This is a genomic window from Aquitalea aquatica, assembly GCF_013911085.1.
GTDB classification, from domain to species: Bacteria; Pseudomonadota; Gammaproteobacteria; order Burkholderiales; family Chromobacteriaceae; genus Aquitalea; species Aquitalea aquatica.
The window spans coordinates 375,061-388,095 of sequence record NZ_JACERN010000033.1 but is presented as its reverse complement, the minus strand read 5'-3'; the positions used below and the strand labels follow the sequence as shown (position 1 = coordinate 388,095).

General features: G+C 56.3%; 11 protein-coding genes and 2 tRNA genes. 11 read left to right on the top strand and 2 right to left on the bottom strand.

Features of this window, described 5'->3' with window-relative positions; all coding sequences use genetic code 11:
* Nucleotides 1–2: 2 nt before the first annotated feature.
* From narJ to H2Z84_RS14190, 3 genes are all read left to right on the top strand, one after another.
* Nucleotides 3–650 (top strand): nitrate reductase molybdenum cofactor assembly chaperone, encoded by a 648-nt coding sequence (gene narJ, locus H2Z84_RS14200; protein WP_181836533.1) that lies wholly within the window; start codon nt 3–5, stop codon nt 648–650.
* Between the two features lie 53 nt (nt 651–703).
* Nucleotides 704–1,390 carry a respiratory nitrate reductase subunit gamma gene (narI, locus tag H2Z84_RS14195; RefSeq protein ID WP_181836532.1) on the top strand — a complete coding sequence of 229 codons (687 nt, stop codon included), beginning with the start codon at nt 704–706 and terminating at the stop codon, nt 1,388–1,390.
* Between the two features lie 181 nt (nt 1,391–1,571).
* Nucleotides 1,572–2,324, top strand: a complete 753-nt coding sequence (locus H2Z84_RS14190; RefSeq protein WP_181836531.1) for a class I SAM-dependent methyltransferase — start codon at nt 1,572–1,574, stop codon at nt 2,322–2,324.
* 87 nt (nt 2,325–2,411) lie between these two features.
* On the opposite strand, the gene H2Z84_RS14185 is transcribed toward H2Z84_RS14190, so the two are convergent.
* Entirely contained in the window at nt 2,412–3,563 is a 1,152-nt protein-coding gene (locus H2Z84_RS14185; RefSeq protein ID WP_220272842.1) for a GGDEF domain-containing protein, read from the bottom strand.
* A gap of 385 nt (nt 3,564–3,948) precedes the next feature.
* On the opposite strand from H2Z84_RS14185, the gene tig reads away from it, so the two are divergent.
* The 8 genes from tig (at nt 3,949) to H2Z84_RS14145 (ending at nt 12,338) form a co-directional block, all read left to right on the top strand.
* Nucleotides 3,949–5,256: a trigger factor gene (gene tig, locus H2Z84_RS14180; RefSeq protein WP_181836529.1), complete on the top strand. Its 1,308-nt coding sequence runs from the start codon at nt 3,949–3,951 to the stop codon at nt 5,254–5,256.
* 24 nt (nt 5,257–5,280) lie between these two features.
* Nucleotides 5,281–5,913, top strand: a complete 633-nt coding sequence (clpP, locus tag H2Z84_RS14175) for an ATP-dependent Clp endopeptidase proteolytic subunit ClpP (RefSeq protein ID WP_181836528.1) — start codon at nt 5,281–5,283, stop codon at nt 5,911–5,913.
* A gap of 16 nt (nt 5,914–5,929) precedes the next feature.
* A complete protein-coding gene (gene clpX / locus H2Z84_RS14170; protein WP_181836527.1) occupies nt 5,930–7,210 on the top strand; it encodes an ATP-dependent Clp protease ATP-binding subunit ClpX in 1,281 nt (426 codons plus the stop codon).
* A 144-nt stretch (nt 7,211–7,354) separates the two neighbouring features.
* On the top strand, nt 7,355–9,769 hold the full coding sequence (gene lon, locus H2Z84_RS14165) for an endopeptidase La (protein ID WP_181836526.1): 2,415 nt from the start codon (nt 7,355–7,357) through the stop codon (nt 9,767–9,769).
* Nucleotides 9,770–9,945: 176 nt separating this feature from the next.
* On the top strand, nt 9,946–10,215 hold the full coding sequence (locus H2Z84_RS14160; protein ID WP_043572292.1) for an HU family DNA-binding protein: 270 nt from the start codon (nt 9,946–9,948) through the stop codon (nt 10,213–10,215).
* Between the two features lie 42 nt (nt 10,216–10,257).
* Nucleotides 10,258–10,333: transfer RNA gene (locus H2Z84_RS14155), tRNA-Val, on the top strand.
* Between the two features lie 6 nt (nt 10,334–10,339).
* Nucleotides 10,340–10,416: transfer RNA gene (locus tag H2Z84_RS14150), tRNA-Asp, on the top strand.
* Nucleotides 10,417–10,493: 77 nt separating this feature from the next.
* The gene (locus H2Z84_RS14145; RefSeq protein WP_181836525.1) at nt 10,494–12,338 is read left to right on the top strand and encodes a SurA N-terminal domain-containing protein; all 1,845 of its coding nucleotides are present in this window, start codon (nt 10,494–10,496) and stop codon (nt 12,336–12,338) included.
* A 106-nt stretch (nt 12,339–12,444) separates the two neighbouring features.
* Here H2Z84_RS14145 and sodB read toward each other — a convergent pair whose 3' ends face one another.
* Entirely contained in the window at nt 12,445–13,026 is a 582-nt protein-coding gene (gene sodB, locus H2Z84_RS14140) for a superoxide dismutase [Fe] (RefSeq protein ID WP_124643499.1), read from the bottom strand.
* Between the last annotated feature and the right edge of the window lie 9 nt (nt 13,027–13,035).

Genomic DNA, 13,035 nt, shown 5'->3' with positions numbered 1-13,035 from the left:
CCATGAACCAGTCACTGTTCAAGATTGTCTCGGCGCTGCTGTGCTATCCGGAGCCCGAGTTGCTGGCGGCACTGGATGACATCCGCAGCGAACTGCAGGCCACCCCGACGGCAGGCAGCATGCTGGAACCGCTGCTGGCCCAGCTGGAGGGGGGTGATCTGATCTCCCTGCAGGAAGGCTATGTGCAAACCTTCGACCGCAGTCCGGCGCACTCGCTGCACCTGTTCGAGCACATCCATGGCGAGGACCGCGCCCGTGGCCAGGCCATGGTGGATTTGCTGGAGGAGTACAAGGAGCACGGTTTCGAGCCGGTGTGTGCCGAACTGCCCGACTACGTGCCGCTGTTTCTGGAATTCCTCTCGCAATGTGAAACGGAAGAGGGCAGCCGCCTATTGGGTGATGCGGTGCATGTGCTGGGCCATATCGCTGGCAAGCTGCGCGAGTCGTCTTCGCCCTATGCCGGTCTGCTCGATCTGCTGGTGTGGCTGTCGCCGGTTGCGCCCGAGCCTTTGAGCGTGCCGCCGATCCGCGACATGGACGAACTGCTGGAAACCTTTGGCCCCGGTGCAGATGGCAGCGAACCACTGCTCAAACCTGCCATCCCGGCCATTGCTCCGGTCAATTTCTACCCGTCGCGACCCGGCGCCTGAATCTGCCAGTTTCCGGCCCGCCACTGGCCGGCCGGAACAGCAAGGAGAGAGATATGGACTACCTGCATCAATTTGTTTTCGGGATTTATCCCTATATCGCGCTCAGCATCTTCCTGCTGGGCAGCCTGATCCGCTTTGATCGCGAACAGTACAGCTGGAAGAGTGAATCCTCCCAGCTGGTGTATCGCGGTAATCTGCGGCTGGGCAGCATCCTCTTCCACGTCGGCGTGCTGGGCTTGTTCTTCGGTCATCTGGTGGGCCTGCTGACGCCGCTGAGTGTATGGGAAGCGCTGGGTGTCACCCACAGCTTCAAACAGGTATTCGCCATGACCGCTGGTGGCATCATGGGTTCGCTGGCGCTGGTTGGCTTGCTGATCCTGCTGCATCGCCGCCTGAGCAGCGAACGCCTGGCAGCCAACACCACTTGGCGTGACAAGCTGGTACTGCTGTGGCTGCTAGCCACGCTGGTATTGGGCCTGTGCACCATCGCCGTGTCCGCCCAGCATCTGGACGGCCACGAAATGGTGCTGCTGATGACCTGGGCGCAGCATATCGTCACCTTGCGTGGTGATGCAGCGCAGTTCATCGTGGCCGCGTCTCCCATCTTCAAACTGCACCTGTTCATGGGAATGAGCGTATTTGTCATCTTCCCCTTCACCCGTCTGGTGCATGTGTGGAGTGGCTTTGGTGCGGTGACTTATCTGGGCCGCGCCTGGCAGCTGGTGCGTCCGCGTGCCTGATCGTCATCGTGTAAAGCGATAGACGTGATCTATGTGGTTCGGAATCCGGCCGAAGGGTTGTTGCACTATACGGATCAGTTAAATCCGTAATGACTCGCATAATGGGGCGTGCTTGGCACGCCCCATTTTTTGTCTTGCGCGGTATATTTGTCGCGTGATTTAGTCTCACGGGCGGAGTCCAATGCAAACCACCACTATCAATGCTTTGTACACCGACCCTCGGCTGATCGCGCTATACGATGTGCTGAATGCCGGGTGCGCCGATCATCTGTTTTATACCGAGCAGATAGGTACTGAGAGCAGGGCTGTTGTTGATATCGGCTGTGGCACCGGGGTGCTGGCGGTACGCTTGGCGCAGTTGGGGCATTCCGTTACGGGGATCGATCCTGCAGCGGCGATGTTGGAAGTAGCTCGTGCCCGCCGTGGTGGCGGACAGGTCTGCTGGCTTGGTGGTACGGCAGCAGACTTGCCGCTGGATGCTCGTTTCGATGTTGCACTCATGACGGGCCATGCCTTTCAGTGCTTGCTAACGGATGAAGCCGTGCAGGAAATGCTAGGTGCCGTGCGTCGACACCTGCGGCCGGGAGGCGTGCTGATGTTTGAAAGTCGCAATCCGGCGAGTACGCCGTGGCAACGTTGGTCGTCCAAACAGTCGCGTCAGGAACTTGCCCTGGCTGATGGTGAGCGGCTTGTGGTGTGGCATGCGCTGCAGGATGTTGACGATGAGTTGGTTTGTTTCGATACCCACTACCATTTTCAGGGTGCTGATGTTCGGCTGTGCAGTCGCAGCGTATTGCGTTTTATGTCGCATGCTGCCATTGCCGGGCAATTGCGGCTGGCTGGTGTTAAGCGGCTTGACTGGTATGGCGACTGGCGTGGTGGCGCGCTGACTATGCAGAGTGCTGAAATGATTGCTATGGCCCGATTTGACTGAGCCAGGTAGTGGGTAGGCAGTTTGTCAAGGCGGTAAGGGTTGTAATCAGCGGTTGGCGTGGATATGTGCCGCCCGGCTGCATGCTGTCTAGAGTGCGGGTGCGGTTTGGCGACGTTGTTGAACGGCGTTGCGGCCAGCATGCTTCGCAGCATAGAGCGCCTTGTCAGTAGCGGCTAAAAAGGCTTGTTCACTGTCGTCCATTTGCCATTGGGCTAGCCCCAGGCTGACGGTGGCGTGCAGATTACTGGCTCCATTGGATAATGGAGAGCTGGCAATCGTATTCCTGATGGCCTCGCACATGGTGAATGCCTGATCCAGCATGGTGTCGGGCAGCAGAATGGCAAACTCCTCCCCGCCAATACGGCATACAAGATCTTGTGGTCGTACCTTGTGCTGTAACAGGCTGGCGATGTGATGCAGCACTTTGTCGCCGGTATCGTGGCCGTAGTTGTCATTGATACGTTTGAAAAAATCGATATCCAGCATGGCAAGGCAAAATGGTTGCTGCTCCAACTGGTGGCGATACTGCAATTGCGCCAGTCGGGCATAAAAGGCGCGTCTATTGGCTAGGCCGGTCAGCATGTCGGTACTGGCCATTATCTGGATGCGGTTTACCAGTGCGTCTGAAAAGTGTTCACCGGCCAGCAGGGCGATAAACAGGATGATGGAGCCCGATAACAGCACACCCAGATTCAGTATGCTGATAATGGTGGGGCCCAGACTCTGTACGGTGGGCGTGGCTGGCCATTGCATGAACTCGAACAATGAGAACCATCCCAGGCAGACGCCGCAAACAATCGTCATGCCAAGGCGATCATTGATGGGGACGATGAGTGGCGCGGTCAGGAAAAATAGCAAGAAATAGAAGTGCGAGCCGAACAGTGTGCCCTGGCCGCCAAGAATGCCCGCCAGTACCGTGGTCTGGCAGATGAAGCAGGCTTTCCAGTAGTGCGGAGGTTTGCCACAGGCCTGCCGCCAGCGGAACCAAGCTATACCAGTCGCGGGGATGGGCATTCCTGCCAAGCAGGATTGTGCCAGTTCGCGATTACCCAATGTGAGAAATAGCAGGTAGTAAAACAGCACCATCAGCAGTACCAGAGCCGGGACTGCATTGGTAATGTACTGCCGCCGCCGTAATGTGCCGTTGAGCGCGGGATCTACGCCTGCGCTGATCCATTGCCACGCCATGGCAAGGCCAATGGGCGGTATTTTGCGGGTCGATTGATGGGGTAGGCCCATGGTGGCTCATCCAGATAATTCATGGTCTGTTTATTCAGCATAGTGAAAACCGGAGAAAATCACCGAGCTTGCTTGGCCGGCCCGTCGGTAGGTGTGCAATGTCTATTCCCGGCAGCGTCGATCATTGCTATAGCCCAGCGTGGGCAAGCATTTGCGCCGCGATTCGCCTGCATACAAAAACAGGGTGCATGTTATACTGCGCGTTTTCGCAATGGGATGCGGGCCTGATCGTTGCTGCGCAAATGCAGCAGGGCTTGCACTTGTAGCCGGGGCTTGTGGCCCCATATAGAGCCGAAGCCTCCCAAGGGTTTCACCTGTTTTCCAAAATACGAAATGTTCGCGCAAAGGCCGAACTCGTATTCAGATGACTAGTTAAGGATTGAACATGCAAGTACAACTGGAAACGTTGAGCAATCTTGAGCGCCGCATGAACATCGCTCTGCCGATGGCTGCCATTGATGCCCAAGTCACCGAGCGCCTGAAGCGCGTGGCACGTACTGCCAAGATTCAAGGTTTCCGCCCGGGCAAGGCTCCGCTGAAAATCGTTGAAGCAAACTACGGCGCGCAAGTGCGTGAAGAAGTACTGGGCGAACAGGTTCAGCAAGGTTTCTACAGTGCAGTCAGCGAACAGAAGCTGCGTGTTGCCGGCTATCCGCGTTTTGAACCGGTAGCGGCAGAGGGTGATGTCGAGAACTTCAAGTTCGCGGCTACCTTTGAGGTGTACCCGGAAGTCAAGGTCGGCGAACTGGCCGACAAGGAAGTCAAAAAGCCGGCCACCCCGGTGACCGATGTCGAAATCGACAAAACCATCGACATCCTGCGCAAGCAGCGTACCCGTTACAACCGCGTTGAGCGCGCCGCAGCCGAAGGCGACCGCGTGATCATCGACTTCAAGGGCAGCATCGATGGCGTGCTGTTCGATGGCGGTTCTTCCGAGAACTTCCCCTTCGTACTGGGTCAGGGCCAAATGCTGGCCGACTTCGAAACCGGCGTGACCGGTATGAAGGAAGACGAAGTCAAGAACGTGGAAGTGTCCTTCCCGGCTGACTACCATGGTAAGGACGTTGCCGGCAAAACCGCCGTCTTCGAAATCACCGTGAAGAATGTTGCCGAAGCGACCCTGCCGGAAGTGAACGAAGAGTTCGCCAAGCTGCTGGGCATTGCTGATGGCGATGTGGAAAAAATGCGCGCTGAAATTCGCAAGAACGTCGAGCGTGAAGTGAAGCGCCGTCTGCAGGCTCGCACCAAGGAAGCCGTGATGCAGACCCTGCTGGACGCTACCGAAATCACCCTGCCCAAGGCACTGGTGCAGCTGGAAATCGGCCGTCTGATCGAGCAGGCACAGCGTGACATGCAGCAGCGCGGCATGAACGTAAAAGACATGCCTTTCCCGCCGGAACTGTTTGCCCAGCAAGCAGAGCGCCGCGTGGCTCTGGGCCTGATCCTGGCTGAAGTGGTTGAATCCAACAAGCTGGAAGCCAAGCCGGAACAAGTAAAGGCAATGATCGAAGAGTTCGCCGACAGCTACGAGCACCCGGAAGAAGTCCTGACCTGGTATTACGCCAGCGCCGACCGTCTGGAAGGCCCGACCTCCATGGTGCTGGAAGACAATGTGGTGGAATTCGTTCTGTCCAAGGCCAAGGTTGAAGTAGAAGAATTGTCCTTTGATGCCCTGATGGGTAGCAACGCCTGATAACGACACAAACGGAGTTGGTCGATGAAATCGATGATTGAACCGCAAGGGCTGGGCCTGGTGCCCATGGTAGTGGAGCAGAGTGGTCGTGGCGAACGCGCTTATGACATCTACTCGCGACTGCTGAAGGAGCGTATCGTGTTCCTGGTAGGGCCCGTCACCGACGAATCGGCCAACCTGGTTGTGGCGCAGATGCTGTTCCTCGAGTCGGAAAATCCGGACAAGGACATCTACTTCTACATCAATTCGCCAGGTGGTTCGATCACGGCGGGTATGTCCATCTACGATACGATGAATTTCATCAAGCCGGATATTTCCACGCTGTGTATCGGTCAGGCTGCCAGCATGGGTGCTTTCCTGCTGTCGGCAGGCACCCAGGGCAAGCGCTTTGCCCTGACCAATAGCCGCGTGATGATTCACCAGCCGCTGCTGTATGGCGGTGGTCTGAGCGGCCAGGTGACCGATATCGAAATCCATGCCCGTGAGCTGGTGAAGGTAAAAGGCAAGATGAACGAGCTGCTGGCCAAGCATTCCGGCCAGACCATGGAGCGTCTGCAGGCCGATACCGAGCGTGACAATTTCATGTCCGCCGAAGAAGCCCGCCAGTACGGTCTGATTGATAAAGTGCTGACCTCCCGCAAGGATGTTACGGCGTAAGCAGTGGAACTAGCTAATGGCTGATAAAAACAGCAACGAAAAACTTCTGTATTGCTCTTTCTGCGGCAAGAGCCAGCATGAAGTCCAGCGTCTGATCGCCGGTCCCCAGGTCTTCATCTGCAATGAATGCGTCGAGCTGTGCAATGACATCATTCGCGAAGAACTGGAAAAGGTAGTTGGCGAAATCGGTGATGCCACCGGTACCGCCACCGCACTGCCCACGCCGCAGGAAATCCGCGCGGATCTGGACCAGTACATCATCGGTCAGGATTTTGCCAAGAAGACGTTGTCCGTTGCCGTGTACAACCACTACAAGCGGCTGTACACCCCGGCGGGCGACAAGGACGAAGTCGAGCTGGCCAAGAGCAACATCCTGCTGGTAGGTCCTACCGGTTCCGGCAAGACCCTGCTGGCGCAATCGCTGGCACGCCTGCTGGATGTGCCATTTGTGATTGCCGATGCCACCACGCTGACCGAAGCCGGTTATGTGGGGGAAGATGTCGAACACATCATCCAGAAGCTGCTGCAGAAGTGCGACTACGATGTGGAAAAAGCCCAGCGCGGCATTGTCTACATCGATGAAATCGACAAGATTTCGCGCAAATCCGAGAATCCGTCCATCACGCGTGACGTGTCGGGCGAAGGCGTACAGCAGGCATTGCTCAAGCTGATCGAGGGTACGGTGGCTTCCATTCCGCCGCAAGGCGGGCGCAAGCACCCCAACCAGGAATTTATCCAGGTTGACACCACCAATATCCTGTTCATTTGCGGTGGCGCATTCGATGGTCTGGAAAAGATCATCCGTCGTCGCTCGGAAAAGGGCGGTATCGGTTTTGGTGCGGAAGTCAGTTCTCGGGATGACAGCAAGTCGACCTCGGCCCTGTTCAAGGAGGCCGAGCCGGAAGATCTGATCCGCTTTGGTCTGATTCCGGAGCTGATCGGCCGTCTGCCAGTGGTGGCTACGCTGGAAGAGCTGGATGAAGAGGCTATGGTCACGATTCTGACCCAGCCGAAGAATGCGCTGATCAAGCAATACCAGCGTCTGTTCCAGATGGAGTCGGTTGAGCTGGAAGTCCGTTCGTCAGCCTTGCGTGTCATTGCCAAGCAGGCTTTGATTCGCAAGACCGGTGCACGTGGTCTGCGTTCGATTCTCGAGCGGGTGTTGCTCGATACCATGTACGAACTGCCGTCCATGGAAAATGTTGAAAAAGTAGTGGTAGATGAAAAGGTTATCGAAAAAGGCGAGAAGCCTTTGTTCATCTATCGCGACAAAGGGGACGAAGTCCAGTCAGCCTGAGCTTTTCAGCTGTGATGGAAAACCGCCCGTCATGGGCGGTTTTTCTTTTGTGTTGTCGCCAAACTGATTTAGTATGGGGTGTTGATTTTCAGCGTGCATGCCCCATCTTTCATGCATTGTTTCACGTACGCAAGGTTAGGTGATATGCCCCAACCCGCAGAACTCCGCGAAGAAACCACATTGCCTTTGCTCCCGCTCCGGGATGTGGTTGTTTTCCCCCATATGGTCATTCCGCTGTTTGTCGGAAGAGCCAAGTCGATCCGTGCGCTGGAAAGCGCCATGGATGAAGGCAAGCAGGTGCTGCTAGTCGCTCAGCGCTCCGCCTCCAAGGACGAACCCGAGGCTGACGATCTGTATGGCATCGGCACCATCGCTTCTGTCCTGCAAATGCTCAAGCTGCCTGACGGCACGGTCAAAGTCCTGGTCGAGGGGCGTCAGCGTGCGCTGATCAGCCAGGTGGCCGAAGACGGCGGCTGCTTTGTTGGCACCATTACGCCGCTGGCCGCTGATGGCGAAGACTCTACTGAGTCCGAAGCCATGCGCCGTGCCCTGTTGGCGCAGTTTGAGCAATACGTCAAACTCAACAAGAAAATTCCGCCCGAGGTCATGACCTCGCTGGCTGGTATCGAACGTGCCGGTCGCATGGCTGACACCATCGTGGCCCATCTGCCGCTCAAGCTGGAGCAAAAGCAGGAAGTGCTGGAGATGTTCGACGTGCGGGCACGTCTGGAGCACCTGCTGTCCCAGCTGGAAGGCGAAATCGACATCCTGCAGGTGGAAAAGCGCATCCGTGGCCGCGTCAAGCGCCAGATGGAAAAGAGCCAGCGCGAGTACTACCTGAACGAGCAGGTCAAGGCCATCCAGAAAGAGCTGGGTGATATTGATGAAGTCAGCGACCTGGACGAGCTGGAAAAGAAAATTCGTCTGGCTGGCATGCCCAAGGAAGCCAAGGACAAAGTCAGTGCCGAGCTGAAAAAGCTCAAGATGATGTCACCGATGTCGGCCGAAGCCACTGTGGTGCGCAACTACATCGACACCTTGCTGGAACTGCCCTGGAAGAAGAAGACCAAGATCAACAAGGACGTCGGCAATGCCGAGGCCGTGCTGGATGAGGATCACTTCGGCCTGGAGAAGGTCAAGGAACGCATTCTCGAGTATCTGGCAGTGCAGCAGCGCGTCGACAAGCTCAAGGCACCGATTCTCTGCCTGGTAGGGCCGCCAGGGGTAGGTAAGACCTCACTGGGGCAGTCCATCGCTCGTGCCACCAACCGCAAGTTCGTGCGCATGGCGCTGGGTGGCGTGCGTGATGAGTCGGAAATTCGTGGTCATCGTCGTACCTATATCGGCTCCATGCCCGGCAAGGTCTTGCAGAACATGAGCAAGGTCGGCGTGAAGAATCCGCTATTCCTGTTGGATGAGGTAGACAAGATGGGGGCCGATTTCCGCGGTGACCCATCATCCGCCTTGCTGGAAGTGCTGGATCCGGAGCAGAATCACTCCTTTGTCGATCACTACGCCGAAGTTGAGTACGATTTGTCGGATGTCATGTTTGTGGCAACTGCCAACTCCCTCAATATTCCGCATGCTTTGCTGGATCGGATGGAAATCATTCGCTTGGCTGGGTATACCGAGGACGAAAAGGTTAATATTGCCCTGAAATACCTGGTGCCCAAGCAGATCAAGGCAAATGGCGTGCAGGAGGGCGAGCTGGTGCTGCAGGAGTCGGCCTTGCGCGACATCGTGCGCTATTACACCCGGGAAGCGGGTGTGCGCAGCCTTGATCGCGAGATCGCCAAGATCTGCCGTAAAGTGGTGACCGGTACCTTGCTGGGTAAGAACAAGGCTGCCAAGGTGACGGTCAATGCCAAGAACCTGGACAAGTATCTGGGTGTGCACCGCTTTGATTATGGTGTGGCCGAGCAGGAAAACCGTATTGGCCAGGTCACCGGCTTGGCGTGGACCGAGGTTGGTGGCGAGTTGCTGACCATTGAGGCCGTATCGCTGCCGGGCAAGGGCAATATCATCCGCACCGGGCAGTTGGGTGAGGTGATGCAGGAATCGATTACTGCGGCAATGAGCGTGGTGCGCAGTCGTTCGCGTGCTTTGGGAATCAAAGCGGATTTCCATGAAAAACATGACATGCACATTCATGTGCCGGAGGGTGCGACACCCAAGGATGGACCGAGTGCAGGTATCGCCATGACGACCGCGATAGTTTCCGTTCTGGCGGGAATTCCGGTACGCTCTGATGTTGCCATGACGGGTGAAATCACCCTGCGTGGCGAGGTTCTGCCGATTGGTGGTCTGAAGGAAAAACTGCTTGCTGCGCATCGTGGCGGGATCAAGCATGTGCTTATTCCGCATGGCAATGCCAAAGACTTGGTGGACATCCCCACCAACATCAAGCAGAAGCTGGAAATTCATCCTGTGAAGTGGATCGACGAGGTACTGGCTCTGGCGCTGGAGCGCCAGCCGGAGCCTTTGCCTGAGGAAGCCAAGCCGGACGAGTTGCACCCCGCGCCGGAAGGCGCAGCTGGTGTATCCGTAATGACGCATTAAAAATCAGTATGTTGCAGCAGTAGTGAATTTACCGGGCCGCTAGCGCTTTCCAGCAGGGTTTGCGAAATGGCAATATTCCGCTGGAAGCCGCTTGACACAAGGATTTTAGCCTTGCTATAAAGCAAGCGGTTTTTATCCGAATTACGTAGACCGAAGAACGACGAAAGGGGACTTACGTGAACAAGTCTGAACTGATTGATGCAATCGCCGCTGAAGCCGATATTTCCAAAGCTGCAGCTGCCAAGGCACTGGATGGTATGGTTGCCGCTGTTACCGATGCTCTGAAAAAGGGCGACACCGTGACTTTGGTAGGTTTTGGTACATTCTATGTTGGCGAGCGCGCTGAACGCAGCGGTCGCAACCCGAAGACTGGCGAAACCATCAAGATCCCGGCTGCACGTTCTCCGAAGTTCCGTGCTGGCAAAGCACTGAAAGACGCGCTATAATTTGCAACCTTGTCGTTAGCGATAACGGCGAGGTTTTATAGCGGGCGTTTAGCTCAGTTGGTAGAGCGTCTGCCTTACAAGCAGAATGTCGGCGGTTCGACTCCGTCAACGCCCACCAAAGTTTGGAGTGGTAGTTCAGTTGGTTAGAATACCGGCCTGTCACGCCGGGGGTCGCGGGTTCGAGTCCCGTCCACTCCGCCAGAATCTACAGAAAAGGTGAACGTATTCAGTCGTTCACCTTTTTTTTTACCAATGGGGTGGCTTGCGCCGATATCGCCATGTTCGATTTTGTTCAGAATAATAAAATTGCCATTCAAGTCATTCTGGGTGCGGTAGCGCTGACTTTTGTCGGCTTTGGTGTGGGTAGCTACTCCTCCGCCGTGGAAGACCCTTATCTGGCCAAGGTTGGCTCGGCCAAGATCTATAAGCGTGATCTGGACCGGGTGCTGGAAGGGCAGCCCAGCGATGCGGCAACCCGTCAGCAAGCCATGGATGACCTGATCCGCCAAAACCTGTTGCTGGCTGCCGCGCATGATGGCGGTGCCGTGGTCACGCCGGAGCAATTGCGCAAGGTCATTGCCGGCATTGCGGAGTTGCAGGAAAACGGCCAGTTCAGCGCTTCCCGCTACAAGGAATTCCTCGCAGCACGCAATATGTCGGCTGAGGCTTTTGAAGCCAAGATCAGTCGCGACATCATGTTGCAAAACCAGATCAATAACTTTGCTGGTACCGGGTTTGTCTCGCGCAGCATGGTAGAGCGCCTGGGTAGCCTGATGGCTGAAGAGCGTCAGGTTCGCCAGGTCCTGCTCAAGCCTGCCGATTTTGCGGCGCAGGTTAAGACCGATGATAAGGCGCTGCAGTCATTTTATGATGCCAACGCCAAGCGTTTTCGCAGTGCCGAGGCGGTCAAGCTCGACTACGTGTTGCTGTCCCCGCAAGCCGTTGCTGCCGGGTTGACGGTGAGCGATGCCGAAGTCAAGCAATATTACGAACAGAACAAGGCGGATTTGTCTGGCGAAGAGCGTCGTGCCTCGCACATCCTGCTGACCGTTGCCAAGGATGCCAAGCCGGCAGACAAGGTCAAGGTCAAGGCAGAGGCTGAGGCCTTGCTCAAGCAATTGCGTGCTGATCCGGGCAAGTTTGCCGAACTGGCCAAGTCCCGCTCGCAAGATCCTGGCTCGGCTGCCAATGGTGGTGATCTGGGTTTCTTCGCCCATGGTGTGATGGTGAAGCCGTTTGATGATGTGGTATTCCGCATGCAGCCGGGCAAGATCAGCGAAGTGGTGGAAACCGAGTTTGGCTATCACATCATCAAGCTGGACGAGATCAAGCAGCCTGATTTTGCTGCAGTGAGAAGTGCGGTTGAAGCCAAGCTCAAGCAGCAGAAGGCCGCTGGCCAGTTGCGCAGCATGTCGGACAAACTGGCTGAGGTGGCTTACCAGCAGGCGGATTCGCTCAAGGGCGTGCAAGATGCGCTGAAGCTAGAGATCAAGCATTCAGACTGGCTGTCTCGCGATAAGAAATCTGCAGATCCGGCCCTGGCCAATGCCAAGGTGCTGGATGCTGCTTTCAGCGATGATGTGCTGAAGAAGAAGCACAATAGTGAGCCGGTGGATATTGGTGGCGGCAACCTGGTAGTGGTGCGTGTGGCCGACCATCAGCCGGCACGTCAGCAAGCGCTGGCCGAGGTACGTGAACAGATCAAGGCTGAGTTGATTGCGACCGAAGGTGCCAAGCTGGCCGAAAAGCAGGGTCAGGCTTTGCTGGCTCAGCTGAAGGCAGGCAAGGCCGTGGAAGCGCCTAAGTGGGGTGAGTTGCAGCCTGTGTCCCGCCGTAATCCGGGAGCGATGCCGACTGCTGATGTCCGGGCAGTATTCTCGGTGGCGGCAAGCCCGCTGCCTGCCTTTGCCGGAAGCAAGCATGACAACGGTGACTACGCCATCTACCAGATTGCTAGCGTCGCGGCGGGTGCCGCGGTGAGTGACGCGGAGCGTACTCAGTTGGCTGCGGCGATGGAGCAGATGACCGCCCGCAATCAGCTGGGCAGTTATCTGGAAACCTTGCGCCAGAAATATCCGATCAAGCTGGGTAAGCAACAGCTGAATGATCAGAGCGAGCAGTAATTGGCTTAAGAAAAAGCCGACCTTATGGTCGGCTTTTTTTGTTTGTCCCGATAGCGATGGGGCAATAAAAAAGGGCCGTAAGGCCCTTGCTTAGAACTTAGCCTGCTTAGGCTGCAAAGTTCTTGGCGGCAAAATCCCAGTTCACCAGCTTCCAGAAGCTGTCCAGGTAGTTCGGACGGCTATTGCGGTAGTCGATGTAGTAAGCGTGCTCCCATACATCACAGGTCAGCAGCGGGGTTTTGTCTGTGGTCAGAGGAGTGGCGGCATTGCTGGTGGAAACCAGATCAAGTGAGCCATCGCTATTCTTGACCAGCCAGGCCCAGCCAGAGCCGAAGGTTCCAACGGCAGTCTGGGTAAAGGCCTTCTTGAATTCTTCGAAGGAACCCCATTTGGCGTTAATGGCATCTGCCAGTGCGCCGGTCGGTTCGCCACCGGCATTCGGGGCCAGGCCAAACCAGTAGAAGGTGTGGTTCCATACCTGAGCAGCGTTATTGAAAATGCCACCGGAGGATTTCTTGACGATTTCTTCCAGCGAAGCGTTTTCGAACTCGCTACCCTTGATCAGGTTGTTCAGGTTGGTAATGTAGGTCTGATGATGCTTGCCGTAGTGGAATTCCAGGGTTTCCTTGGAGATGTGGGGGGCCAGCGCATCCAGTGCGTATGGCAGTTCCGGCAGTTTGTGTTCCATCATGCTCTC